Source organism: Mesorhizobium sp. M0816 (genome assembly GCF_040320005.1).
In the GTDB taxonomy this organism is placed as follows: domain Bacteria; phylum Pseudomonadota; class Alphaproteobacteria; order Rhizobiales; family Rhizobiaceae; genus Mesorhizobium.
This window is the reverse complement of the sequence record NZ_JAMYOT010000012.1, coordinates 18,532-43,224: the sequence shown is the minus strand read 5'-3', so window position 1 is coordinate 43,224 and position 24,693 is coordinate 18,532. Positions and strand designations below refer to the sequence as shown.

The window sequence follows — 24,693 nt, the reverse complement described above, 5'->3', positions numbered from 1 at the left end:
GCTACAGCCCATAGAGCCGGAAGGTCGGCCGACCCGACAATTCTCGCACGGCGCCAAAGTCGACCAGCCTGTCAAACAGGCGCCGCAGACCTCGCTCGCTCATGCCAGGAATGGGCTGGGACGCGACAATCGCATCGTCGGAGAGCAGTTTTTCGACTACAGCATCCGATCCCTTTGCCCGCAGCTTCGGTGCAACGGCGATGAGCCGCTGGGCACGACGATCGAGCTCGGCCGAAAGCTCGACGGCCCGCAGCGCGGCGCGCGCCTGAGCCACAAGGAGGCTCTGCACGCTCTCCCGGCCTGGCCCCTGGTCCCTCTCCGCCAGGCTGGTTATTCTCGGTCGCACGCCACGCGTGTACCCGCCCGATCCTGACTGCGCTCCCAGCAGCGGCACCGCATATTGCCAGCCCAGCCGTTGCGCGAGCAGGACGTCGGCGAGCCAGGACCCGAAACTGCGTCCGAAGCCATGGCGCTCAGCAGCCGCGAAGGCGCCGGTCAGCACCGCGACAACGCCCTCCGCCCCGGAAAGCTGGCGGAGATCCTCGATCAGATCGCTCACCGCCTCGTCGTCGCCTCCGTGACCGAGTTCGTCCAGCGCGGCGGCGAGCACAGCTTCCGTCAGCAGATCCTCTGCCGGCAGGAAAGTCAGCCGGCGCCAGGCGAGCAGGATGCGGCCGGCCGGCCCGACGTCATCGCCGGGACGGGTCAGACACACCGCGTCACGCAGGGCGCCGTCATCCTCGACGCGGCCCGCCTTTCGCGACGTCGAAGCTGCCGCCGCGAGCGCCAAGCGCTGCCGCCAGGCCCCGGCCCACCGCTCCTGCCGGCGCACGACAGCGTCGAGCGCGCCGATCGTTGCGCCTGCCACAACCGCAGCCTCGTCAAGGCTTTGCGGGCCGTCGACCGCCCGTCGCAACCAGGACGGCACCGGCGCCACGGTGGTGACCAGTTCGATCCCGGCAGGGTGAGCATTGTGGCGGAGCGACGGCTTGGGGCGAAGAATCATCGTCAATGAGGATGAACGAGCGCGGCGCTTCTGGCAACGATAATGCGAACAAACCGCCGCGCCCGTCGTAGCTCCACAACGAACGATAATCTTGCATTATCGTTCGTTGTTTACGAGCCTTCGGAGCCATGGTAGAATGCACCCGAAAGGTAGAATTTTGGAGTCTTTCGTGTCTCTGAACATCAAAAATCCGGCCACCGTGGCTCTCGCCGACGAACTCGCACGCCGCCAGGGCATCAGTAAGACGGCAGCCATTCATCAGGCCCTTAGCGATCGCTTGCATCGCTTGGGCTTTGGAGAGACCGCTCAGGAGCGTCTGCTGACAGAATTGCGCGCCATCCGAGAAAGAGTGGCACGATTGCCTGAACTGGATAGTCGCAGCGACGAGGAGATCATCGGGTATGACGAGCATGGAATCCCGAACTGATGGTGATCGATACCTCAGCTGTTGTAGCGATCCTTCGGAGCGAGCCTGAGGCAGCAAGGCTGGAACGAGCGCTGATCTTGGACCCAATCCGTCTGGTCCCGGCAACCTGCGTGCTCGAGGCACGCATGGTGCTGGTCAGCAGGCGCGGCGAACACGTATTGGCCGAGATCGATCTTTGGCTGCGCAAAATCGAGGCCGACATCATTCCTGTCGACTCCGAATTGGTTGATCTGGCGACCCAAGGTTGGCTGACCTACGGCAAAGGCCACCACCCGGCGGCGCTGAATTTTGCCGATTGCCTCTCCTATGCTTTGGCAAAGCGTGCAGATGAACCGCTGCTTTTCATCGGCAAGGACTTCTCCCAAACGGATATCGAAGCGGCATGAGCATGGCTGGCGACGCGCAACGATCATCCGCTGCTTCCGGCGATGACGACATGCCCGACATCGTCGATATCGTCATGCAGATGGGCGATGCCGACCTAGCCTCGTCCCCTCCCCTTCCAGCCATTCTTGCCAATCCCAGCCTGCCTGCGCATCTTGAGGCGCTCGCCGGCCGCGCGCGCGATTATATCGAGGCGGCGAGTTCGGCCAACACGCGCCGCGCCTACGCAGCCGACTGGAAGCATTTTTCGAGCTGGTGCCGTCGCCAAGGCATCGAGATGTTCCCGCCCGATCCTCAGGTCGTCGGGCTCTATATCGCCGCCTGCGCGTCAGGTACGGCCACTGGCGACAAAAAGCCCAACACCGTTTCAACCATCGAGCGCCGGCTTTCGTCGCTCTCCTGGAATTTTGCCCAGCGCGGCCAGCCGCTCGACCGCAAGGATCGGCATATCGCCACGGTGATGGCTGGCGTTCGCAACACCCACGCCTCCCCTCCCCGGCAGAAGGAAGCGATCCTGCCTGAGGATCTGATCGCCATGCTCGAGACCCTCGACCGCGGCACGCTGCGTGGTCTGCGCGATCGCGCCATGCTGCTTTTGGGTTTCGCCGGCGGCCTTCGCCGATCCGAAATCGTCGGCCTCGACGTCGGCAGGGATCAGACCGAGGACGGACGCGGCTGGGTCGAGATTTTTCCCGAGAAGGGTCTGCTTGTCACATTGCGCGGCAAAACCGGCTGGCGCGAGGTCGAAATCGGCCGCGGCTCCTCCGACGCCACCTGCCCTGTGGTCGCTCTGCAGACCTGGCTAAGACTGGCGCGCATTGCGCACGGACCTCTGTTCCGGCGCGTTGCTGGTCAAGGCAGAGCCGTCGGTGCCGATCGCTTGAACGACCAGGAGGTCGCACGCCTGGTCAAGCGCACGGCGCTCGCAGCCGGCGTGCGCGGCGATCTGTCGGAGGGCGAACGGGCCAAGAAATTCGCCGGCCACTCACTGCGCGCCGGCCTCGCCTCGTCGGCCGAGGTCGACGAACGCTATGTGCAAAAACAGCTCGGCCATGCCTCCGCGGAGATGACCCGCCGCTATCAGCGCCGCAGAGATCGCTTCCGCATCAACTTGACCAAGGCTTCCGGTCTCTAAGGTGGCAAAAGCCCCCTCCCCTGCCGTTCCTCTCGGGATCCGCGCACGCCTTCCACCCTGACCAGGCATTTTCGCTAAATGAATTGGTCACTTCTGTCGTTCGGGACCGCTCTGCCCATCCGGCCCGTTTCATCGCCAGGACAGCTGGTCCTTCGGCAGCCGACCGCTCGGATCGAACACGTTCACCTTGTGCGGAAGATCCGGGCCCCAGTCCCAGAGCACCATATTGCGGTCCTCCGTCTCCGCGCCCGGAGCAAAACTCGGCACCAGAATTCCAGCGATGCCTTGAGGCCGCAGCCGGTCATATATAGATCAGGATTCAGGTCGCTCGCCGTTACCGAGAGCCGTGGCCCAGGCGCTGGCCATGTCCGCAAGCGTGACAGAAGATCCTCCCCTCCCCTGCTCGCTCGTCAGATCAGTGATATCCTCGCAGTCCACCTCATAGGAGCACAGCACGCAGGGGTCAATGCGATGCGCGAAGCCCTGGTCGGCTTCCTTGACTGCCGTCATGACGGTCAGCGCCAGATAAAGCGCGGGCACACCTTTGGGATTGAACCGAGCACCCCTGATCGCCGCTCCATCACCGGAACTCGGCTTGAATGCCCAACGTGGATCATGCGCCCTGTAGCAGGTTCCGACAAACCTCAAGCAAAGCCACCCAGGGCCATGTGATCGAGGTAGTCGCGAATAGCAGCTGCCTTGCCGTCCTTCACGAGGGCTTCGGCGGTGCGTCCACCGAATGCCGGCAGCGGCTGGGCTCGGTACCAGGCCATGGCCTGTTCCTTGCCTCCGGCCCATTCCGTCACGCGGCTGATGATCTCGAGCATCTCGCGCAGACGGCTCTGGGTCTTGGCCGTGCGGCTGCGCTCCAGCCGATAGAGGGTTTCACGGGCAAGCCCGGCCGTCTGAGCCAACTGACCCTTGGACATTCCAAAGCTGTCAGCCACCTGGCCAACGGCAATTTTCCCGGCCCGGTCCATATAGGACAAAACCAGAGGCTCATTCTGCACGGATATCTTGAGGGCCTGCCCCATGGAGTTCCTTGTCATATTAGTCGCCGCGTTTACTGTGCAAAACATATGGCGCTTGTCGACTGGTTTCAAGCCCGCGCGCGCATGACGTTGCTTGGTGGCTTCTGATTGCGTAGACCAGCTTGCGAGCTGCTGGGCACGTCGATCTCATAACACCACTTTGCCATTCGCCTCCTCGACCGCGCGCGGACTATCAGCAGCGGCAGCCTTACGTACAAGAATTTCCAGCCCCTAGCCGGTCATTCTTGCCGTCGTGCCATTGGCCTTAAGCGCTGCCATCAGCATGGGTCCGACCGAGAACTGTCCTGCCCTCGCCTTTTCGGTCAGCACGCGCAGATAGCCCCCGGCCGAGTTGATATGCTGCGCCCTTTGTAGGATACAGGCAATCACGATCGCGGCGACCTCCTGGCCCATCACATGGCAAGCCTCCTCATACGCCGAGGGCGACACGCCAAGGTAGCCACGCACCTGGGCGGCGGTAATCATCAAATCGCGCCAGCTTGCGATTCCGTGGGCGGCATAGTCGGCAAGTTCGGGACAGGCCTTCAGCACAAGTCCTATCGGAAACCCTTTCGGCTTCTCGGCGTAGGCCGTTCTTGGTTCGACCGTCGCCCTGCTTTGTTCTAAAGCTGGTTCAAATACAAAAGTGGAGTCTGTGTTTGAATCAGATTGCTGCCGCTCGTTTTGGGACTCATTGCCGCTAGCATTCGTGGAATTCATGAAGCTTTCCAGCATCATATCCACTTCGTCGTGCAGCAAGGAGAGCTCCGCAACAATCGCTTCCAGCTCCGACAGCCCTGCCCGCCGAGGAATAGCCTCCACGATTGCTCTGAACCGCCTCCAAATGGTTCCCCAGTCGCCAGGCGCGCCCTCGTCGATCGCGGCTTCGACCAGCTTGTGAATGTCGCGCCGATGGAGGGTGATCCGCTCCCGCGTTAATTTGAGCGCCCGGCTGTCGGCGCGGACCTGCTCGGCAGCCTGCTGAAACTCCGCGGCCCGTGCAAGCAGTGGCGCCAGCGAGAACCCGAACGCCTCCTCGACTGCGCCGCCCTTTGCCTTGCGAGCGAACCGTTTGCCGTTTGGACTGTCTCGGCGGATGATCAGTCCGCTATTCACCAGTTCGGCCAGATTCCTGCGCAGCGTGGAATCGGCCATGCCGTGCGCCCGCAGTGACAGCTGCGCGTTCGAGGGATAGACCATCAGCCCGTTCTCTTCGCTGATCTGATCGTCCGGATAGAACGACAGCAGTCCGCTGAGGACGGCCAGGGCGCGATCTCCCACGCCTATGATCGTCTTGCCCTCGCACAGCCAGCGATACACCTGCCATTTCTCGACGGCGGCCCCTTCAGGAATCTTTCGTGATGCCGTGTTCGCTTGCACCAAGGCAAGCGTCATCGGCCGCCGCCCAAAGGGCGTCGTCGCATAACCACTTTCCATTTCCCTCGCCTTTCAATCAGGCAAAAGAAAACTGCTCGTCGAAACGACGCCAACGACTCTTGACAGTGATTCGGGGAAATGCGATTCTCAGCTTGCTACAGACGTGAGAAGGGCTTCCGCGACGGTGACGTTCGGGGGCCTTTTTCTTTTGCGATTTCAGTCTCCTGTTTTCTTTGCCGTTTCCGATGCCCTGAAAGCCTCGAAAAGCTCGTCGAGCTTGTCGGCGATGAATGCGCCGAAGGGCGATGCATCCTTTGACTTCAAGGCAAGCGTAAACACCTTTCCCGTGTCGGTGATCTTGGCCCGGACCGACTTGTCCTGGGGCACCCAGGCCTTTTCCTGGGGCTTCGATGCGGCTCGCGGCTGCTTCACCGGCGCATTCAAAAAGTCGAACAGACGAGCAAAACGAGCGTCACTGCCCGGTTCGGCGAAATCGGCACTTGTCACGTACTCTGCCGCCCGTGCGGCGGTCCCGGGATGCTCCATGAGCTTGGCAAGCTGCCACCAGCGGTCCCGGCCTATGCTCTTGGCGGCGCCGACGGCCACAATGACCTGCTCGGGAATGTTGTTGGTCACGGAGCGCATTTTCGAGAAGGTCGTATCGTCGAGCGCAAGGGCCGACTTCACGGTGTCCGGCGAATGGCCCCGCTTGAGAATGCGATCGGCAAAAAGCGTCCTTTCGATGAAGGACAGGTTGGCCCTGGCAGCATTCTCCTGGCCCTGCGCGATGACATGGTCCTCATCGCCGATCTTCTTGACGACTGCACGAACGGGCCTGCCCAGCTGGCGTGCGACCTTGACGCGCCTGTGGCCGAAGACGGTCTGAAACCGGCCGGAACTATCCGGGTGGGGCCTGACCAGAATCGGAGAATCCTGCCCTCGCTCGCGAATCGCCGCCAGCAGCTCATGAAATGCTTCATCGTCATCGTCCATGCGGTCCGAGACGAATGAGGTGTCGACCAACGCCGGATCGAGATCGACGACCGAACTCTTAGAGAGCTCCTCGAATGACTGCATGATCGACCGGGATGCCCCGCGAACCGCATAGCCCGAGACATCCCCGCTGTCGGCGACTGACGTCGCGGGGCCCATCACGCTGCCGAATACATCCTTGCGCGCCATTCAATCACTCCGATTCGCAGCTAGTCGGCTGATTTCACGAGCAAAATCCCCACTTTTTACTGCCGTAAAATGCGCCGTCATGACCGCCCCCATGCGCGATGGATGAGCGCGACAATCTCGGAATTCACCGCGTCCAGCGATTCGAGCGCCCGTTCGTAGGTCGAACGCGTAAAGGACGACTTTTCCACCTCGTAGAGCGTCTGTTTCGTCAGTCCTGCATCCGAGATTGCCGTCGACTTGAGCATGGGATTCTCAAGGATCTGGCCGGCAAGCATCGATTGCATGAAGCCGACCATCTGTGCCTGGGGAATGTCGGTGGGTTCGTAGCGCGTGATCAGATAGCGGAACCAATCCAGCTCGATCGCAGCACCGGCGGCCTTGATGGTCTTCAATATGCCGCCGAGCATCAGCAGGAACTGGCTCATCGACATCAGGTCGAGCATCTGGGGGTGGACGGTAATGAGAACCGACGTCGCCGCCGACATGGCGGTCAAGGTGAGATAGCCAAGTTGCGGCGGGCAATCGACCACGACGACATCATAGCGCTCGTCGACCTCGGACAAGGCCTTTGCAATCCTGGTGAAGAACTGGCGGCCAACGCTGGACGATTTGTCCTGCATGGCAAGCGGCGTGTCGTACTCATACTCCTGCAGCTCGAGGTTGGCCGGGATGATATCCAGGCCCGGAAAATTGGTAGGCACGATCACGTCGGATATCGGCTTGCGCTCGTCGTCGTACCGGATCGCCTCATACAAAGAGAGATTGCGATCGAGTTCCGGCTGGAAGCCATGCAGGGCCGAAAGTGACGCCTGCGGGTCGAGATCGATGGCAAGCACGCGGTGCCCGGTCAGCGCAAGGTGCTGGGCGAGGTGGGCAGCCGTTGTTGTCTTGCCGCTGCCGCCCTTGAAATTGACGACAGCAACCACCTGGAGCTTGTCTCCAGGCTTGCGGTGCGGGACGTATTTTTTTACCTCGGTCCTGCCATGCCGATCCAGAAAATGACGCAGTTCAAGCATCTGTTCGGCGGTATAGGAACGGCGTCCCGAAGGTATCTGCTCGGGCAGGGGGCCCTTGCCCTCCAGATGGAGGCGCTTGAGATTGTTCTGCGAGACCCCGAGGTAGTGGGCCACTTCCGCCAGCGAAAAAGGGCGAAGTGTCTTTGTTGCATTTGGCGGAAACTTTTCCATGCGGAGCTGGTTAAGCCGCCGCGATATCTCTGCGCCTTGCTCGAGGATCTTGTCATCGAACTCGAAGCGTGGCAGCCGCATGGAGATGTTCATTTCTGTCGAAACCTGAATTGGCGCTTTTTGTGAGCAATTCACTCAACAAGCGCCATTAAGCTCCGATTCGGCCGGCTCCGGCAAGAAGTTTTGGGTTAACAAAAGGTTAACGTCACTGACCGGCTTTTCTTGCTGCCAGCTGCTCTTGCCATCACGAAGGCAGCTGCTCAGTTTTTTGAGCGCGGTACTGTCTTGCTATCCAAGCTAACGGCATGTTTTCTCTGTCATAAGCATCATATTTTACGGCAGTAAATCGGGCACACTCAGAGGCGGGATTGCAAGTGCCGGCGGGCAGGGCAGGGCAGGGCAGGGCAGGGCACCGGATCCGATGGCACGTGGCCGGTTGGGTTCGTTGTCGGTTAGCGTAAGCTGCTCAACGCCAGACTGACTCTTTCAGCTCAAGGAGCGGACCGGCTGGGGGCGAGGCCGATATCGGAATAGCCGACTACAATGAAGACCGTGAGGGGAGACCGTTGACGGAGTGGGTGAAGCCCTCCTCAAGGCCGAGGTTAAGCCCGATCAACATCTGGAAGCATACTTTCCGGAACGAGACAGCCTCGAGTTCATGCGGAGAACGCTCCCCGGTCCACAGCGGCAAAGCTCGCTCTCAACACCGTGGCGCACTGGACTTCGAGCACCTGCGTCAGCATGGCAGCAGCGGCGTCGTCGAGTTCGCCGTGCCTCCGGCGATAGCACCGGCACGCCGGTGCCACGGCGGTTCGGTGTCGTCCTCCTCATCGCTCAACATACCACGCCACCGGTCCTGCTCCCGGGCAGAAGTGCGGGAGAAGCCCAGTTGCAAACTGAGTGAATGTAAACGCCGGGCCGTCAGAAGGACACCGCGACCGGATCGGCGAGGGCCGCCACGGCGTCGGGCAACGCGTTCACATCCGCAGCCCACAGGCCGGAAACCTCAAGCTGCGCATCAGGACCGTTTTCGTCCTCAGTCAACGGCCCCGAAGCAGCGCATCAGCCGGCGCTTTAGGGCCGCTACGAGCAGCTGGCTCGAGGCGCCAGAATCGCTGCCAGTACGAATCATAGGGCGGAGCCAGCGCGTGTACCGACACGACCATGGTCGCGGTTGTCCGGAGTTCTTGTGTCCTGCTTGGGGTCCAGTCGACTTCGAAGCCAGGTCAGCCACCGCTGGCATGTTGGGTTATCGCGATGAATCGCTGGCGCACAATCTCGACCCGGCCTTGGGGCCCTCTGATATTGCCTTCCAGAAAGTCGTCGAAATCTGGGGCTGCAAGCATGTCTTTGAACTGGTCGCCGATATAGGTACGGACCAAGTCTTCCGCGCCTCCCAGCTCAGCAACGAACTCTTCTCGGCCGTCGACGATCAAGAGTATGTCCTCGGCATCCCGGCTAGAAAGCAGATCCTTTCCACCTCTGCCAAGGTATGCCTCCAGCTTCGTCGCGACGAAGAGTGCCGGTGTCAGGCGACGGATGATGAGCTTATCGTCCAACGGACAATCGACCGCCGTCTCAATACCCGCTTCATACCAACGATTGCTGAATCCGAGGATTTTGGGATCGTCCGGCATGAAGTCGACTTTGATCCGGCCAAGATGCATTCGGCAAATGACACTGTCGTTGGGTGACTCCGAGAAACCCCGCTCTCGAAGCCGTTCCAGGAGCTGCGCCCATTCCGAAAGGCCGGCCAGATCGACAATTAGGTCGACGTCGTCAGTCGCCCTGACATCCTCGAGCGTGATGGCATCGGTGATGAAAAGAGCGGTCGTACATCCGCCGACGAACACAAGACGCTTGCGCAGGTCATCGCCTAGAGCTTCCGCGACAGCCCTTAGCATTGCTAGTAGCTGGCCTTGGATGCTGGTCATTTCTGCGCGAGCCTTTCCGCAAGACGCTCCGCCGCGAGGCCAGCCTCGCGCTGGTTTCCGAGTCTTATTGCGTCCGCAAGGGCAAGATACTCGTACAGCCGATCATCCCTTTGGACGGCTTCAGGAACGCTTTTAAACATCGGCGTCACCGATTGTCCCATGTCGCGGCCGCTGGCATAGGGCCACACATAGATGTAGCTGCCAGCGCTTATTAGCACGTTCTTTAGGATGGGCGCCGCAAAAGCGGTCGGGATTCCGCGCTGCATTGCTCCGGGCTTCGCTGGAAAAACGAACTTCAACCCGTGCACGATGAAATTCTGCAGGTTCCTGCGGCTCGGCTTCGCTCTGCCCGTATCTCTATCCCTGGCCGCGATACCGGAGGCAAGACTTCGATTTATGGATGCATTGACCTCCGTCTTGCTTATGCCAAGAGAAGACTCCAGATTGCGGACCGAGTATGGATCCTGGCCCTGCGCTTCTGAGCGCAGAGTTTCGACACCTTTTTCTTTCTCCTGCTCCTGAAGGCTGATGAGCTTGAGCAGGACGACGATGTCCTGGCTTTTCATTTGATCCGATCCGCTGCCGCTGTCCGTTGTCCGAGGACCACGGACACCTACACGGGGAGTGCGGTTCTGTCAAAGAATAATCAGGAATCCCTGCAGCTTACGTGGCCCAATAAGAATTCGACCGCATTCAGAATAGAGCAGTGCGCGTTTTAATTTAAGACGATCCCGCTGCGCTGATCCGTCTTGAATTTCGGCGCCTTCATCGAAAAACATTGCAGTTCCGCCTACTGTTTGTTCCCGAGAAAAATATCGAGTTCTGGCCACGTTACGGAATGCATCGTTGCGAGGTGAGGCTAATCCCCGTCGAGCGCGCGGCGCAGCAATTCGACCAGGCGTTCGATCGCTTGGCTGTGAGCAGAGCCGGTCGGCCGCCGTGCGAAAAAATCATCAACGCTGATCCAGTTGGTCGCGTCGGTGCTCGTCCCCGGTGCCACACATTCAATATAAAGATGCAATTCGTCTGGTTCAAAGACAACCATCCAGTTTCCGCTAGTCCCCCGCAAGTCGGTAGGTCAGTGTGCTCATGGCAGGCAACTCCTCACCGCCAGCTTGCCTATCCGCCCTGAGATTTCTATTCCCAGAAATCGGTATTGACGCCTCAGGCGAAGTCTGCCGCCACGCTCCGCAAGAAGGCGAGCGTCAACGCGGTCGCCATGTTGTCTCGCGGCCGCGCCTGGCTCTCGCAGACATATCGCAATGCGCCATCAGGTGTGCGGCGCACCTTGCATTGATTCTCGGGTTCTCCCATGCAAGGCCTCTCCACAGGGCAGACGACCGCGCGGGAACGCTTCAGCATCTTCCTGGCATTTGGTGAACCGGACGGCTCTTCGACGCTAGGAGCAGGCAAAAATCGCAATCCAGGTAAGGTTCCCAGCTATGGCCCGCTCGACCCCGCCACGATCTCAGCATACCGCACCCTGGGATCTCCCCAATCGGTCTATGTTCAGATGTTATGGCGCTTCGGTTTGATCCGTTCAGAGCGCATGGGAGAGGTGCGGGCCTGTAGGGCAGGAGCTGGCACCGTCCGTTCCGCCGCCCTAGTCGAGATCAGGTGGGAGCGGCGGGACGGCTGCGTGACGAACAGAGTCGCGGCTCCTCATTCAAGAGCCGCAGCTTCGGTCTGTTCGTATCATGCGCCTTTTTCGCCCTGAGCATTTGAGACGTCGCGTCGCAGCCTTTCCGGGCCACTGGGCCGTATACGCGCTACCGCGCTCAGCTTTAGCTCCGACTCCAGTCCTGGAAAGCCAGCCAGCGTATAGGCCGCGGCCATCGAGCCAAACCGCTTTTTGAACACACGGTAGATGGGCAAATCGGAGTCCGCATTAATCAGCGACAAGGTGAGGTGCCCGTGAGCGGCGCGCAGCCGCCGAAATCCGTCTAGAAGCTCTTCGTCCGAGTACTTTCGCAGAGCTCCCCGCCGATCCGGTACGTAGCCGATCGCCGCATAGACCGCCTTCAAGCTGCCGAAAAGCCGGACATAGCACTGTCCTGACGCAGTATACGGACAAGCATTGATCACGGTGAGGCTGAGTCGTTTCTTTTCTTTCAATAGCCGCTTCAGGTTTTTGAGCATTTCGGGCTTTGTATAGGTGTACCCGCGCTTTCCCCTTGCGAGTTGCGCCCTCTCGAATATTTGAACCGTTACAATCGGCTCCATGACCCGGATTCGGACCCATTTATCGGGAGTGTTTGGCTTGGATTGGCTACTCATACTGTGCGACGTTCGGTTGTAGACATAGTAGCCTATCATCAACTCGCTTTTGAGGAGGGATGCGACGCGCCCGGTCGTCCACACATCGCCGTATGTGGAGGGCACTCCTTCCTTGTTCAGACGAACCGATATGCCGGCCATGCTCTGCCCTTCAGCAACAAACATGTTGAAGATGCGCCTAACAAGCTCGATTTCGTTTGGCGGGCCGGGCACAAGGAGAACGCGGTCGCCAGCGAGCCCTTTCTGTTCTCCAGAGCCGAGAAGGTAACGGGGCTCCCCATCTTTATCCAGCAACAGTCGCCTGACGCCGTAGGGCACAGGTCCGCCCTGGCTGAATCCGAGACGAGCCTGCTGCAGGTGCGCTCTGGAGACCTTTGCGGATAGCTCGCGGCTGTACTCGCTTGCCATCACCCGTTTCATATTCTTGAGGATTGCAGAGACCATGCTGCCGTCGTTCTCGAATTGTTCGCCGCAATATTCCACCGCAACGCCTGCGTCACGACAGAGAAACTCGTAATGAGCGGACTGGTCCGTATCCGGAAAGCGGCCCCAGCGGCTGACGTCAAGAACGAGGATTGCCGAGAAAGTCTTTTGGCCAGTCATGACATCGGCCAGTAACTGCTTCAGTCCGTCGCGACCTCTTATGCTCAGGCCGCTTTTCCCAGCGTCTTCGTAGGTTTGGACGATAGTGTATCCGCGCCGCTCCGCGTACTCTGTAATGGCCATCGCCTGGTTCTCCAGCGAATAGCGTTGATGTTCAGTGGACATACGAATGTACTGCGCCGCACGGATAGGGGGCGCTGTCTGCAACTCGAAAGCCATGGGGTCTCCTTGGGCTTGAACAATCCCAGAGACACGAAATGTCTTTCAGAACTCTGTCGCATTCTGTGAATTCCCATTCGGCGGCCACGAAATTGGGAGCGCAGATCTCCTAGCAACGGATGATTGGACAGCGCAACGACGGGAAAAGGGATGCGGTGAGGTGCGGGCGCCCACGGGGTTTTGGCAGCAGAATCAAGGGGCAGCTTTTCCCCGCACTCGCGCAAGTCCTTGCCCTCCTGGCAATGCACGAGTTTGTTGCCTGCTCGCACAAAGTGCTCGAAACCGGTAAGGTCCTGGGTTAGAAGAGCTGGCAGGATGCCCCTTATGAAAAACCCGACGATGGACGATACCGACGATGGGCGCCCGAATGGCGGACGCAGCGCTCTGTTCACGCCGCCCGGCGATGCGTCCGGCGCGGAGCGGGTTTCGCGCCGGCGCAAGGCGCTGCTGTCGTCCTCGATGGTCGGCTCGACCAATCGCGGCCGTGTGCTGCAGGCCCTGTTCGATCTTGGGCCGACGAGCAGGGCTGAACTGGCTCGCCTGGCCGGGGTCAACCGCACCACCATTTCCGGAATCGTGCAGCCGCTGATCGACGATCAGGTGCTGGTCGAGAGCGACCCGGTTCCTCCCAGTCCGGGCGGCGGCAAGCCGGCCCGGCCGCTGTGGTTCTCGCCCAATGCCCGTCCGATCTGCGGTGTGCTGCTGATGCCGGATGCCGTGCATGCCTGCGTGGCGACGCTCGACGGCAAGATCGAATCGGAACGCAAGATGGCCCTGCCGGACGGCAGGGGGCCCGTCCGGCCAATCATCGAGGCGATCGCTGAATGCGTCGGCGACACTCTCTCCAGGGCCCGGCGCACGCCTCTCGGGATCGGTGTTGGCGTCGGCGGCATGGTTGACACCGATCGCGGGTCGATCGTCGCTGTCAATCTCGCGCCGGCGCTCGACCGCTACCCGCTCGCTGACGATCTCGGGCGACGCTTCGGCCTGCCGGTCAAGCTCGACCATCATCCGCGCGCCTTGCTGGTCGGCGACCGCTGGTTCGGCGCCGGGCGCGGCGTCAGGCAATTCGCGGTCGTCTACACGGGCGAGGTGCTGGGCGGCGCACTCTATTTCGACGGGCACCTCTATCGTGGCACGGCAGGCGCAGGCGGCGAACTCGGACACACTTTCGTGCAGCTCGACGGCGAGCCCTGCCGCTGCGGCAGGCGCGGCTGCTGGGACACCATTGCCACCTTGAGCTGGCTCCGGCGCGAGGCCGCCCGCGCGGCTCTGCCCGAGCCAGACCTGATCGACTCGGCCCGCCTCGTCGACATGGCGGGGCGGCGGCTGCCGGGAGCGGCTGAGCTGCTCGACCGCTATGCCCGCAACGTCGCCGTCGGCATCGCCAATCTGCAGCAGACGGTGGCGCCCAACATTTTCATCATGCATGGCGATGTCGTGCTCGGCGGCGATTGCCTGCTCGGCGCAATCGCGGAGCATGTCCGCGCCATGGTTCCGTCACGACCCGGCGGCGCGATCGAATTTATTGCCGGCGATGCAGGTGACCGGGCCGCCCTCCTAGGCGCAGCCGGCCTGGTGATTTCCGAGCTGCTGCAGCTTCCGATCTAGGTGTTCCGACACCCAACTATCCAGCGAGCCCCGGATAGCTCTGGAACCAGGGCTGCATACGCTCGAACTGAGCCGCCATCGCCAGAACGGTTTCGTCGGCGTGCCGCCGCCCGATGATCTGCAGGCCGACCGGCAGGCCCGGCGCCGTCAGGCCGGCCGGAACCGAAATCGCCGGATGGCCGGTATAGTTGATCGGATAGGTCATGCACCAGCCGATCAGCGGATCGACCGCCTCGCCATTGATCGATGTCGGCCCGATCGTGTTGCCGTCGGGGGCATTCTTGACGGGCGGAACGGCCAGCGTCGGCGAGACGATCAGGTCATGGGTTTCGAATACATCCTCGAGGCCGTCAAGGACGCCGGTGCGCAAAACATCGTCGAGCGCATGGTCGACGGCGGACACCTTGTAGGCGCCCTCCAGCATGGCGAGGAACTGCGGGGTGAGCACCTTGGCGTGCTTGCCCATTAGGTCGATGCCCTCCTGTTTCCAGTACACGGCGATTGCAGCATAGTGGATCGAGATCGTGCGCACCCAAAGCGCCGCCAGTTCCTTGTGATCGGCCCTGAAATCGAGCTCGACCTCATCAACCTCAATGCCATGTGCTCGCATGACATCGACGGCCCGGGCAACGACGGTGGCGACCCCGGCTTCGACCGGAAAATTGCCCAGTCGCGGGCTGTAGGCCACGCGCAGTTTCGGCGTCCGCCCGGCAACGGCGCCGACATAGTCAACGCCGTGATCCGGCAGGCAGAACGGGTCGCGGTTGTGAGGCCCGGCCATGATCTTGGTCATCAGCGCGGCGTCCGCAACGGTGCGGGTCAGCGGTCCGATATGGACCAGAGGATGTCCCCACAAGAAGGCGTCGGGGCGAGTCACCGAAGGAATGCGGCCGAAAGAGGGCTTGAAGCCGACGGTGCCGCTGAACGAGGCGGGGATGCGGACCGAACCACCGCCGTCCGTGCCTTGCGCCAGGGCCGCCATGCCGTCGGCGACCGCTGCCGCACTGCCGCCGGACGAGCCGCCGGAATTGTAGCCGATCGCGAAGGGCGTGCTGGTCGGCCCGAAGCGCAGATTGTCGGTGATGCCCTTATGGCCGAACTCCGGCGTGTTGGTCTTGCCGAGCACGATGGCGCCTGCGTCGAGCAGGCGCTCGACCGCCACGGCACTTGTTTTGGGCACCCGGTCGTGCACCGCCCACGATCCCATCGAGGTCGGCACGCCGGCCATATCGTCGAGGTCCTTGATGCCGACGGGGACGCCATGCAGTGGTCCAGGCGGACCGCCTGCCATCACGGCCTTTTCGGCGGCCCGCGCAGCTTCCATCGCCTGGTCGCCAAGAACCAGCGTATAGGCGTTGACCACCGGGTTGCGCGCCTCGATGCGGCGCAGATAGGCCTCGGTCACTTCGACCGGCGACAGGTCGCGGCGCCGGATGCGCTGGGCCAGTTCCGTGGCCGGCAGGAAACAGATCTGGTCGTCTGCAGAAGTCATAAGCCGTTCCACCTTGTTGGGTGCTATTTGATGAACACTGGATTTGCCGCGCCGCCGGTGCCCTTGCTCACTTTGACCGGACTGGCGCAGTAGAAGCCTTCGTAGCGGCGGTCCGAGGCACAGTCGGCGGCCAGCAGGTCGAGCGATGCCATTTCGGTGAACGCCACGCCCAGATTGCGCATCAGCGCGGCGTGCAGCACCAGCATCAACCCGGTCTCGGGCTCGTAAGTTGTCTCGTTGGCCAGTGTGTCGGTAACCAGACAGGGGATCTGCATCTCGTCGAACCAGCGCACGAGGTCGAGGCTGAAGGTCAGTCCGGGTTCCCAATATCCATCGCCGACGCGCTGGCTTCCCGCCGCCAGTGCGCCGACCCAGCCGGTGCGAACGAGAAGGATGCTGCGCGGCAGGATATCGACCGCTTGGGCCCGGGCGCATTCCATGAGGTCGCGATGCGTGAATGTTTCAGCGCGCTCAAGGGCCGGTTTGCCGCGGAACCGGGCGATGTCGAGCAGCACGCCGCGTCCGACGATCCCGCGCTCCGCGATCGGCATGATGCTGGCCTTGGTCATGCCGCCATTGGTACTGCTTGCCGCGAAGCCGTTCCAAAGCGTGTCGTCGAACCACATGTGGCCGAGCGCGTCGCAATGCGTGCCGGCCTGTGCGAAGCTGGTGATATAGTCGTCTGCGAATTCGAGGCCGCCGGCAAGCGGTTGCCAGTGACCGTTCTCGAAGCCGGCCTTGTCGGCGACCATGAAATGCTTCGCCGGCCAGCGGCCGGGAAAGACGGCATCGCCCTCAGAAGTCCCGACCGGCACGCCGAGGGTGAAGGTGCGGCCGTCCCGCACCGACGCCAGGCCGCGCTTGACCTCGTCGGCGGTCAGATAGTTGAGCGCTCCGATCTCGTCGTCGGCACCCCAATGCCCCCAGCGGCTCGGCGCATTGCCCAGCAGCCGGCGCAGCGTCATCGTTTCAGCCGCGCTCATGCTTCCGCCTGCGCGGTCGCCGGCTGCCTGGCGCCGGTGATATAAGCGACGACGTCCTCCATGTTGGTGCCGGAACTTGCGAGATCGGCGACCTTGCGGCCCCTGCGCATCACCACCACGCGGTTGCACACCTGCCAGAGATGATCGAGATTGTGGGTGACCATGACGATCGTCAGCCCCTGGGCGCCGAGTCGTTTGATGAGGTCGAGCACCTCACGGGATTCGCGTACGCCGAGCGCCGCGGTGGGCTCGTCGAGCAGCAGCAGCTTGTGGCCCCAAAAGGCACCGCGCGCGATCGCCACCAATTGGCGCTGGCCGCCGGACATGCGATCCACCGGTTTGCTGCGCACCCCGGGGATCTCGATGTGCAGTTCCTCGAGGCCGCGCATCGCGATGTCGCCCATCGATTTGCGGCGGATCCAGCGCAGCAGCGCCGGGCCGCGGCCAAGCGCAATCTCGCGGCCGAGAAAGAAGTTTTCGGCGGCAGTGAACGTGCCGATCAGCGACAGGTCCTGATAGACCGTCTCGATGCCGAGGCGTTGCGCTTCGGACGGCGGCGACAACTTTTGCGGCCGCCCTTCGAGGATCACGTCGCCGGAAGTCGGATCATGCGCGCCGGCCAGGATTTTGATCAGCGTGGACTTGCCGGCACCATTGTCGCCAACGAGGCCGAGTATGTCGCCCTTGGCGATGTCCAGCGAAACGTCATCGAGTGCCTGGATGCCGCCGAAGCTGCGGCAGATCCGGCGCAGGCTGAGCAGCATCTTCTGCGCCATGGCCTATCCCCTCGCATAGCGGCGGCCAATACCGCCGAGCGCTACGGCGACGACGAGAAGGCAGCCGGTGAACAGGAACTGAGTGAAGATAGGCGCGCCGATCATGGCCAGCCCATTGTTGCCGACGGCGACCGTCAGCACGCCGATCAAGGTTCCGAGGATATGGAACTGACCCTCTCGCAGCGCCGCCGAGCCGAGGAAGGCGGCCGAGAACGACGTCAGCATGAAGCTGTCACCCGCCGTCACCTGGCCGGAGCCGAGATTGGAGGCCATCAGCACGCCACCGATGGCAGCACAGGTGCTGGCAATGGCGAAGGCAACGATGCGGCTGCGATCGACGGCGACGCCGGCGCGGCGCGCTGATTCCGGGCTGACGCCGATGGCCTTGATGTGTTGGCCCTGCACTGTTCGGTTGAGGATCACCCACAGCAGTACAAGCACGACGGCCATGATGATGACGAGGTGCGGCACTCCGGCAATCCGGCCGATCGCGATATTGGTGAATTCGCGCGATTGGGTGAGCTGCAGCGGAATTCCGCCCGAATAGGCGTAGTTCAGCCCGACGACGATGGTGCCCGTGCCAAGCGTGGCAATGAAGGCGTTCACCCCGATCTTCGAAACGACAATGCCGTTGACAATGCCGATGACCGTTCCGAGGCCGACGACAAGGAAGATGGCGGGTAGGATCGGCAAGCCACTGCTGCTCAACAGCCCGACCACGAGCAGCCCGCAGAAACTCGCGACATAGCCGATACTGAGGTCGAAATCACCGGCGACGAGGGGCACGGTGAGGCCGGCCGCGACAATGGTGCCGATCGCCATGTCGTTTACGATGTTGCGAAAATTGCCGATGGTTGCGAAGGTCCCCGGCTCCAGCACCGAGAAGATCCCCAGCATCGACGCCAGCACGATGATGGTGCCGTAGGTTCCAAGCAGGCGCATGAGCAACGCGCGCCGCTGTCGGGCATTGGGCGAGGCATAGCCGGTCTGCGTTGACGGCAGGACGCGGGGCGCCTCTGCCGGAGCGTGGGTTTCGGGCAGGGAATGATCAGCGGACATGGCGGCTCTCATGACAGCACTCCGGCCCGGCCAGGCAAGTCCGGCCCAGACCCACAATCAGGAGAGCTTACTGCGGATTGTCCTTGATGAACTTGTCGACGTTCTCTTTGGTGACGAGCGTATAGCCTGGCACGAAGGATTTGGGCTTCCACTGGTCGCCGGCTGCCAGGATGTCGGGAATCTGATCGACTAGCATTTTGCCTGCCGAAGTCAGATCGACACCGAGCGTGGCGGTCATCGTCCCGTCCTTGACAGCCTGGACAGCGGGCGCCGTGGCGTTGAACGAATAGACCTTCACGTCGCTGCGGCCGTTCTGCTTCAGCGCCGCGATCGCGCCCATAGCGTTGTCGTCATAGCAGTTGAAGATGGCGAACGGCCCCTTGGCGTTAGCATTGGCTGCAAGCCAGGCGCTGGTCGCGGCCTGCGACGATTCGGCAGCACCCGGGATGCTGATCTCGTGCGAGGTCGCCTTGAGCCCCGGATTTGCCTTGACCGCCGTATCGAAGGCGTCGGCTCGTTCGCGGCACGGAATGCCGGGATGGTAGGTGAGGTCGAGTACAGTTCCGGACTTGCCGATGTCCTTCAGCATCAAGTCGATCAGCGGTTGCGCAGCACCGGTACTTGCAGATAGCGCGATCCCGTCTGCCATGCCGCCGCCGGCCGAAAGCACGGGGATCTTTGCGTCCGCCGCCGCCTGGAGCCCGGCCGCCAGGCCCGTCGAATCGAAGACCGTGACGATGATGGCGTCCACCTTCTTGGTTGCCAGCTGCTTGATGCTGGTGATCGCTTGCGAAGGATCGCCGTTGGCATTGAGCGTTTCCACCGACCAGCCCTTAGACTTGGCTTCCTGGCTCATCGTGTCGACCATCTGGTTTGTGTCGACGTCGGATGTCGAGAAGGTGACGATGCCGATCGTGAGCTTGTCATTCGTGGCGAGGGCGGTCGACGTGAAGGATGCTGCGACGAGCGCTGCGGTCGAGAGTTTCTGAAAGCGGTTCACTGTGCGTATCCCCTGTTGACCGAGTGTTCCGGCTCACCTCCAGACCGCGCAGCAGCCCAGCTTGGGCGCCATCTACAGGTCGTCACAGTCAGTCTGTTTGTTCGTGCGAGCCACGTACTAACTATAGGCACAAGCTCTTATGCCGCGCAACGGCTAATTTCAACCGGCTTTGGTCACTCGAGGTTCAATCGCTGTGGGGCTCTTGGGGCAAGCGCGCAGCTAGGCCGCCTTCTTGATCTCCGCGACCTGAACGCCCAGTCGGAACGCCTGACCGTCTGCGAACGAACGCGCGTAGCTCTCAGATGTAAAAGGGACCGTGGTGGTGGTGCCGTTGACCGTCACGCGAACCGACCACTCTTTGTCCCTAATGATTTCAACGGCATGTTGCTCATGCGCAGCCATGCATTCCTCCCAGAATCTTCCGTTGAGGATGGGAGGGTAGCGTCGTAAAACTGGTTTGCATGCAAATAATCCGACACCGCGACGTCGAAATGTCGAAACACGCACAGCTAGGCTTAAGTCGATGGCCTCGCCTTGAGCTGTTCGAGGTGTTCCTTGGCGAGGTTGAAAAGTGCGGTGGCAGTCTCTTCAGCCTCCGCCCGGAAGCGGACATCGCGGGTGACAATGCTGGAGGTCATGTTCGCGCCAACTGCGGATGCTTGAAGCGACCGCTCCGTCGGCTCAAAGAACGTTCCGCTCCGCCGGGTTTCGCTCTATCAACTCCGCCACAAGGCGTTGAAGCCGCCAGAGGCTGCTGTCATGTATGCCTTTGGCTTCGAGGTGAGAAACCGTGTTGAACAGGTATTCGGCCCCGCTTCCCCAATGACCGCAGGCCAGGGCCAGGACATCGGCAACGGCTTCAAGCGACTGACGACCGGCATAGAGAGGTGACGCGCGGTTCATCACAAAGGCCAAGGCCGAGATAGGCCCGGAAGCAGTCGCCACCGTGATCCACCGGGGCATGCTGTTGGCCGGCTTATAGGTGAATTCGCGTCGAAAGAGTTTGCCGAATTGGCGTTCGAGGTTGTCCTTTGGCAGGTCGTACAGGACGCCGCTGCATTGCCCCCCACGATCGAGGGCCATCATAAGGCCTGGCTGCTCCGGCGTGCCCCGAAAACGGGTCATGCGAAAGCAGAAAGCGCGATGCCACCCACGAGCGAGGCCTACCTGCTCACCGATATGCTCGATCTCCGGCTTCCAGATCAAGGAGCCGTAGGCGAACAGGCGGGTCGGTGCTTTCGGGGCCGGATGAGTTCGGATCATTTGCTCGACCCAGCTGTCGTAGTCGGCATCGGTGTGTAGCTCGGCACCTGGCGTCAAACCCTGGTCCTGAACGACCTTGTAGACCCGCGCGACGTGGTCCGCGGTCAAGGTCAGCTTTCTCATTTGGCTCGGCATCCCGTGCTCCATCGGATCAGGATCGCGTATCCTTGGCAGATACTACGGGCGTTGCAAGATACGAACCGATGCACGGCGTGAATGAGTCTTTGCCCCTTCACCGATGACAGAAAGCGCCCCGCATATTCGCCCTCGAACGATTCCATGTGGTTTCGGCAATCTAGGTTTGGGAGACGCTTTTCTACTCACTGTGAAACCCTGACCAACAGCTTGCCGAAATTGCGGCCCTTGAGAAGACCGACGAAGGCCATCGGCGCGTTCGCGAGTCCCTCGACAATGTCCTCACGATATTTGACCTTCCCCGCTTGGAGCCAGGCCGAAACGTCCCTGCCGGGGCGGTTCGACGTGTGCTGTTTGGGACATGCAGAATAATTGGCGGAGTGCCAGAAAGTTCCTCCGCACTCGCGCTTCGCACCGCGGTGCCACCCACAGCGTCTTGCCTAAGGGACTTTGCGGCGTAATTCGCTCGCGTTCGAATTGAGAGCGACCTCGGATTGAACTCGCGGATTACCAGGCGGACAAAAAAACCCCGGCGCTGGGTCGTTGCGCCGGGGCTTTGGGCACGTACAAGCTACACCAACATGTCCGTTTATGAACGTGCGCTAATAAAGTGAAAAAACGGTGAACCACGCATGGGCTGAAGGGCGCACGCTCAAAGCTGGGGTGAAGCGGCAATATCAGTGATGACAAGTTGCGCACCTGATTGTTCCACCCAGCTTTCGACCGAACGAGGGGGCGAGTATGCCGGCTGCGTTGATTTGCCAAGATGATGTACTCCGTCACCCCGCATGCCGATGAAGGAAGCCCGCTCGAACCGCAAATCTCGAAATGTCTAGTGATGGCCCCTGGACCCCGCACATTCGGGGATTCGAAACTGATTTCCAGGTGGTGCTAAGCAAGGCCGGCAAGGTGGAGACGATCACCGTAATGCTAGTATGCTCATACATCGCGCTTTGCTCTGAGGGCGGCCCAGCAGCTTGGGTTAGGGGGGCCGCTGGGCCTGACCAGCGAGCGTTCGGGAATGCTCGACTGGCTGGTTAGTATTTTAGATAAATCTAATATAATCGAACCATGCGAACGAAGTACGCGGCGGTAAGAAAGTGGCTGGCGTCCGATTCACTTACCGCGCGCTTTTGCCTTGGGTTCTGGCGCGCTTTCGGACGGGTTTGCAGCCAATTTTGCAGATCGCCGATCTGTTACCCACAGGGACTTTTTCCTCGCCACCAAATCGTCACGATCGCCCTCAGCGGTCGCTCGGCTATGCATGGCAGCTATGGCGTAGTCGGCTCTGTTGGTTCGATAGTCTTCTTTTTGGACAGTCATCGTTTGCTCCCAGTTTCATAGCCCCTCTTTTGCCCTGGCGGGGAGATTAACTGCCGGTGCATTACGCGAGTCAATCGATGAAACGACCACTCCGCAATCGCCAGGGCGGGAAGCAAGCCGACAATTTTAACGTTGGAACGGCTTACAGAGTGCCGGCAACACAGCCGCCCTTTCGTCGGGCTGCATTGATCGCGTCCATGTTGCCCTTCAGCTCGGCTCTTGGCTTCACGTGCCTTGATGTCTGTGTTGTCCATCATGCTGCCAACCTGCAAGCCAAGCCAAAACACGCCGTCCACGTCATGGCGGGCGGTTCTGTCTTGTATGGCCATTATCGGCGCCAGGTCGGAACTCGTTCGGTACAGTTCGGCTTCCAACTGGCTGCAGGACTTGCCCGCGTATACGCTGGACGAAACCAGCGTGGGCTTGATGTCGGCTGGGCGAGTAGCGCAGCCCGACAAAACGCTGATGGCTACAAACGCACATAACCTGATTCATGCTTCCCCCCAAAATGCCCGCGGCGAGCAGGCGCTGAGGGCAGGACGAAGTAGTCTATGTGCCTTGACGGCATGCGGAATATATTCCTATTTTGCGGGATGCCGCACCCTCGCCGACACGAAGCCGTTTCCGAATATCACCTCGCCAAAATTGAACGACAGGCGTGGCTTCTGACGGTAGAACTCCGCGACGCGCAGTTGTCGCGCCATTTGGCGAGCATTGGGAAGCGATCGAGCATCTGCATCGGGACATAGAGCGGGCGCTCAATCTGCTTAACAATAGGCCAGCGGACTACGAGGAGCCGCATTTCGCGCCCATGTCGCCAGGGTGAAGAACTAGCCTGTCAGTTTAGTGAAGTCGTGGCGCCGCGCGCGAACATGTGCCAGCAAATTCGTTTCGTTTACGACCCCTGATTGAAAGAGATTCAGCGTGGTCGAGGCCAGAATCTGACCGTCTATCGGGGTGCTGTACCATTTGGCGTCGGCGGTTACCTGGTCGACAACCCGCTGGCAGATCGCCCGATCTTTAGGTCTAAGGAACTGACTATTCAGTGCTCGTAGCATCTCGACGCCTTGAAACGGGGAGTCACCTGTCTCCCGCGCGATACCCATGCGTGGTCTCCGAGCATCGACCCTAAACGCATTCAGACAGAAAATTGCCATTCGTTTGAGTGGTACCGATGTCGCGTGGATAAGCGGCGGTCCGCGAGCTAATCCACCATGTCGCGCAGCGGCTTGTTGCGCTTTGGCGTCCTGTACTTCTCGACCAGCCTGACCTTGTCGACGTCGATCGTCACCAGCGGTCCCAGATCGACGGTCACCCTGCCGCCTTCCTCGTATGCGCGTGATCTCTCCGGTAAGCTCGATCTGCTGCCGCTTCTTCACCTTGGTATGTGGCTGTGATCGCCACCACGTCACCAATACCTATGCCCGCCGCCATTCCATGAGTCTGGTGCGCTCGGCGCCTTACTCAAGATATTGCTAATTATGGATGAGCCCGCTTCCTCCAATCGATGGATGAAGCCGATCGTGGGCCGGTGCTACTTTGATGCATCGCGCGACTTACGCGACAAGTGCTGGCTCCAGGGGCAAAATATGAGCAAGACGACTCTCATTGCTATCGCAATCCTCGCGATCAGTCTCGGCTGTGCCGAAGCCAAGGACCGTAAGGTCGAAACCGCGACCCTCGGCACGTACGCCAATTCGAAGGACCTGCCGGTTTGTACCGCGTCAAGCTCACTCTTCGAAGTCCTCGGTGATAAATGTTTTCTCGTCACAGGTTCGATGATCTATGGCGACATCGCCGAACTCTCCCGGACAATCACTTTGAGTTGGTAGCCGAAGCAACAACCTCCCAGCGCGGCCTCCATTCTCCGGTATGAAGTTGCGTCGCAGGGGCTGCCGTCGCCCGAGGTATCGACCAGTCTTCGCGCGTCGCCAATACCGGCGCAATCCCCAGTCACCACGGGCCTCTCCAAAATTCTTACGCCGACCGCACCTGCGGTCGAGCGTGTCGCGCCAACACAGCAGCGCCTCTGCATCGTTTGGACAACCCAACGCATACCTTCCGGTCCGGAAACTCGCTTACGCGTTTCATCGTCTATTCGGCAGTGGAAAATTGGGCCGACTTGGCAGTGCTCAGATTCGCGTAGCCGTCCTGCGTTCCGCTCGGAGAGGATGGCGAGTGGTTGCGGCAACTGCGCCTCAAGCTGGCTGGCGACCGCCGTCTGTAGCGCGCGCTGCGGAGCAACACTCGCCCGACGTCAAAGACTGTGGCAAGACCGGCTTGATTGTA

Annotated in this window: 25 protein-coding genes and 2 pseudogenes; 5 read left to right on the top strand and 22 right to left on the bottom strand. The window is 61.1% G+C overall.

The window, feature by feature from the left end; translation table 11 throughout:
• Nucleotide 1: 1 nt before the first annotated feature.
• Nucleotides 2-1,006 carry a DUF1403 family protein gene (locus NKI17_RS19745; RefSeq protein WP_352906735.1) on the bottom strand — a complete coding sequence of 335 codons (1,005 nt, stop codon included), beginning with the start codon at nucleotides 1,004-1,006 and terminating at the stop codon, nucleotides 2-4.
• A 169-nt stretch (nucleotides 1,007-1,175) separates the two neighbouring features.
• Here NKI17_RS19745 and NKI17_RS19740 point away from each other — a divergent pair, with 169 nt between their 5' ends.
• From NKI17_RS19740 to NKI17_RS19730, 3 genes are read left to right on the top strand one after another with little or no spacing between them, the layout of a single operon-like run.
• Nucleotides 1,176-1,433 carry a type II toxin-antitoxin system VapB family antitoxin gene (locus tag NKI17_RS19740; protein WP_352693202.1) on the top strand — a complete coding sequence of 86 codons (258 nt, stop codon included), beginning with the start codon at nucleotides 1,176-1,178 and terminating at the stop codon, nucleotides 1,431-1,433.
• Entirely contained in the window at nucleotides 1,433-1,819 is a 387-nt protein-coding gene (locus NKI17_RS19735) for a type II toxin-antitoxin system VapC family toxin (protein WP_352906629.1), read from the top strand. Before NKI17_RS19740 ends, NKI17_RS19735 begins: the two co-directional genes overlap by 1 nt.
• Nucleotides 1,816-2,952 carry a site-specific integrase gene (locus NKI17_RS19730; RefSeq protein WP_352906627.1) on the top strand — a complete coding sequence of 379 codons (1,137 nt, stop codon included), beginning with the start codon at nucleotides 1,816-1,818 and terminating at the stop codon, nucleotides 2,950-2,952. Before NKI17_RS19735 ends, NKI17_RS19730 begins: the two co-directional genes overlap by 4 nt.
• 129 nt (nucleotides 2,953-3,081) lie before the next feature.
• On the opposite strand, the pseudogene NKI17_RS19725 reads toward NKI17_RS19730, so the two are convergent.
• From NKI17_RS19725 to NKI17_RS19675, 11 genes and pseudogenes are all read right to left on the bottom strand, one after another.
• Nucleotides 3,082-3,600 (bottom strand): annotated as a pseudogene (locus NKI17_RS19725) (RES family NAD+ phosphorylase).
• A complete protein-coding gene (locus tag NKI17_RS19720; RefSeq protein ID WP_352906625.1) occupies nucleotides 3,597-3,986 on the bottom strand; it encodes an antitoxin Xre/MbcA/ParS toxin-binding domain-containing protein in 390 nt (129 codons plus the stop codon). The pseudogene NKI17_RS19725 and the gene NKI17_RS19720 overlap by 4 nt, the downstream one beginning before the upstream one ends.
• A 228-nt stretch (nucleotides 3,987-4,214) precedes the next feature.
• Nucleotides 4,215-5,420, bottom strand: coding sequence for a plasmid replication protein RepC (gene repC, locus NKI17_RS19715; RefSeq protein ID WP_352906623.1), 1,206 nt, complete (start codon nucleotides 5,418-5,420; stop codon nucleotides 4,215-4,217).
• Between the two features lie 156 nt (nucleotides 5,421-5,576).
• Nucleotides 5,577-6,542 (bottom strand): plasmid partitioning protein RepB, encoded by a 966-nt coding sequence (gene repB, locus NKI17_RS19710; protein WP_352906621.1) that lies wholly within the window; start codon nucleotides 6,540-6,542, stop codon nucleotides 5,577-5,579.
• Between the two features lie 77 nt (nucleotides 6,543-6,619).
• Nucleotides 6,620-7,822 carry a plasmid partitioning protein RepA gene (gene repA, locus NKI17_RS19705; protein ID WP_352450316.1) on the bottom strand — a complete coding sequence of 401 codons (1,203 nt, stop codon included), beginning with the start codon at nucleotides 7,820-7,822 and terminating at the stop codon, nucleotides 6,620-6,622.
• A 1,133-nt stretch (nucleotides 7,823-8,955) separates the two neighbouring features.
• A complete protein-coding gene (locus NKI17_RS19700; protein ID WP_352906619.1) occupies nucleotides 8,956-9,663 on the bottom strand; it encodes a hypothetical protein in 708 nt (235 codons plus the stop codon).
• Nucleotides 9,660-10,229, bottom strand: a complete 570-nt coding sequence (locus NKI17_RS19695; protein WP_352450313.1) for a hypothetical protein — start codon at nucleotides 10,227-10,229, stop codon at nucleotides 9,660-9,662. Before NKI17_RS19695 ends, NKI17_RS19700 begins: the two co-directional genes overlap by 4 nt.
• Before the next feature lie 69 nt (nucleotides 10,230-10,298).
• Nucleotides 10,299-10,442, bottom strand: a complete 144-nt coding sequence (locus NKI17_RS19690) for a hypothetical protein (protein WP_352725978.1) — start codon at nucleotides 10,440-10,442, stop codon at nucleotides 10,299-10,301.
• A gap of 80 nt (nucleotides 10,443-10,522) precedes the next feature.
• The gene (locus NKI17_RS19685; RefSeq protein ID WP_352693184.1) at nucleotides 10,523-10,708 is read right to left on the bottom strand and encodes a hypothetical protein; all 186 of its coding nucleotides are present in this window, start codon (nucleotides 10,706-10,708) and stop codon (nucleotides 10,523-10,525) included.
• A gap of 119 nt (nucleotides 10,709-10,827) precedes the next feature.
• A complete protein-coding gene (locus tag NKI17_RS19680; protein WP_352906617.1) occupies nucleotides 10,828-10,977 on the bottom strand; it encodes a hypothetical protein in 150 nt (49 codons plus the stop codon).
• Nucleotides 10,978-11,358: 381 nt separating this feature from the next.
• Complete coding sequence (locus tag NKI17_RS19675; protein ID WP_352693182.1) at nucleotides 11,359-12,762, bottom strand: recombinase family protein; 1,404 nt, start codon at nucleotides 12,760-12,762, stop codon at nucleotides 11,359-11,361.
• A gap of 324 nt (nucleotides 12,763-13,086) precedes the next feature.
• Between NKI17_RS19675 and NKI17_RS19670 the strand changes: the two genes are divergently transcribed.
• A complete protein-coding gene (locus NKI17_RS19670; protein ID WP_352693180.1) occupies nucleotides 13,087-14,373 on the top strand; it encodes an ROK family protein in 1,287 nt (428 codons plus the stop codon).
• Between the two features lie 16 nt (nucleotides 14,374-14,389).
• Here NKI17_RS19670 and NKI17_RS19665 read toward each other — a convergent pair whose 3' ends face one another.
• The 10 genes and pseudogenes from NKI17_RS19665 to NKI17_RS19620 all read right to left on the bottom strand — a co-directional run bounded on the left by NKI17_RS19665 (nucleotide 14,390) and on the right by NKI17_RS19620 (nucleotide 23,510).
• Entirely contained in the window at nucleotides 14,390-15,865 is a 1,476-nt protein-coding gene (locus tag NKI17_RS19665; RefSeq protein WP_352906615.1) for an amidase, read from the bottom strand.
• 23 nt (nucleotides 15,866-15,888) lie between these two features.
• Complete coding sequence (locus tag NKI17_RS19660) at nucleotides 15,889-16,848, bottom strand: cyclase family protein (protein WP_352457239.1); 960 nt, start codon at nucleotides 16,846-16,848, stop codon at nucleotides 15,889-15,891.
• On the bottom strand, nucleotides 16,845-17,624 hold the full coding sequence (locus NKI17_RS19655) for an ATP-binding cassette domain-containing protein (protein ID WP_352693175.1): 780 nt from the start codon (nucleotides 17,622-17,624) through the stop codon (nucleotides 16,845-16,847). Before NKI17_RS19655 ends, NKI17_RS19660 begins: the two co-directional genes overlap by 4 nt.
• 3 nt (nucleotides 17,625-17,627) lie before the next feature.
• On the bottom strand, nucleotides 17,628-18,683 hold the full coding sequence (locus tag NKI17_RS19650) for an ABC transporter permease (RefSeq protein WP_352693173.1): 1,056 nt from the start codon (nucleotides 18,681-18,683) through the stop codon (nucleotides 17,628-17,630).
• Between the two features lie 67 nt (nucleotides 18,684-18,750).
• Nucleotides 18,751-19,683, bottom strand: a complete 933-nt coding sequence (locus NKI17_RS19645) for a sugar ABC transporter substrate-binding protein (protein ID WP_352457237.1) — start codon at nucleotides 19,681-19,683, stop codon at nucleotides 18,751-18,753.
• 219 nt (nucleotides 19,684-19,902) lie between these two features.
• Entirely contained in the window at nucleotides 19,903-20,085 is a 183-nt protein-coding gene (locus NKI17_RS19640; RefSeq protein ID WP_023679139.1) for a hypothetical protein, read from the bottom strand.
• A 113-nt stretch (nucleotides 20,086-20,198) separates the two neighbouring features.
• Entirely contained in the window at nucleotides 20,199-20,321 is a 123-nt protein-coding gene (locus tag NKI17_RS19635; protein ID WP_023679140.1) for a hypothetical protein, read from the bottom strand.
• Between the two features lie 43 nt (nucleotides 20,322-20,364).
• The gene (locus tag NKI17_RS19630) at nucleotides 20,365-21,069 is read right to left on the bottom strand and encodes a gamma-glutamylcyclotransferase (protein ID WP_352693169.1); all 705 of its coding nucleotides are present in this window, start codon (nucleotides 21,067-21,069) and stop codon (nucleotides 20,365-20,367) included.
• A gap of 197 nt (nucleotides 21,070-21,266) precedes the next feature.
• Nucleotides 21,267-21,407: pseudogene (locus tag NKI17_RS19625) on the bottom strand (NADP-dependent oxidoreductase); the annotation flags it as partial.
• Nucleotides 21,408-23,234: 1,827 nt separating this feature from the next.
• Nucleotides 23,235-23,510, bottom strand: a complete 276-nt coding sequence (locus NKI17_RS19620) for a hypothetical protein (RefSeq protein ID WP_352648043.1) — start codon at nucleotides 23,508-23,510, stop codon at nucleotides 23,235-23,237.
• A gap of 483 nt (nucleotides 23,511-23,993) precedes the next feature.
• Between NKI17_RS19620 and NKI17_RS19615 the strand changes: the two genes are divergently transcribed.
• Nucleotides 23,994-24,236, top strand: a complete 243-nt coding sequence (locus NKI17_RS19615) for a hypothetical protein (RefSeq protein ID WP_352648045.1) — start codon at nucleotides 23,994-23,996, stop codon at nucleotides 24,234-24,236.
• The last annotated feature ends 457 nt before the right edge of the window (nucleotides 24,237-24,693 follow it).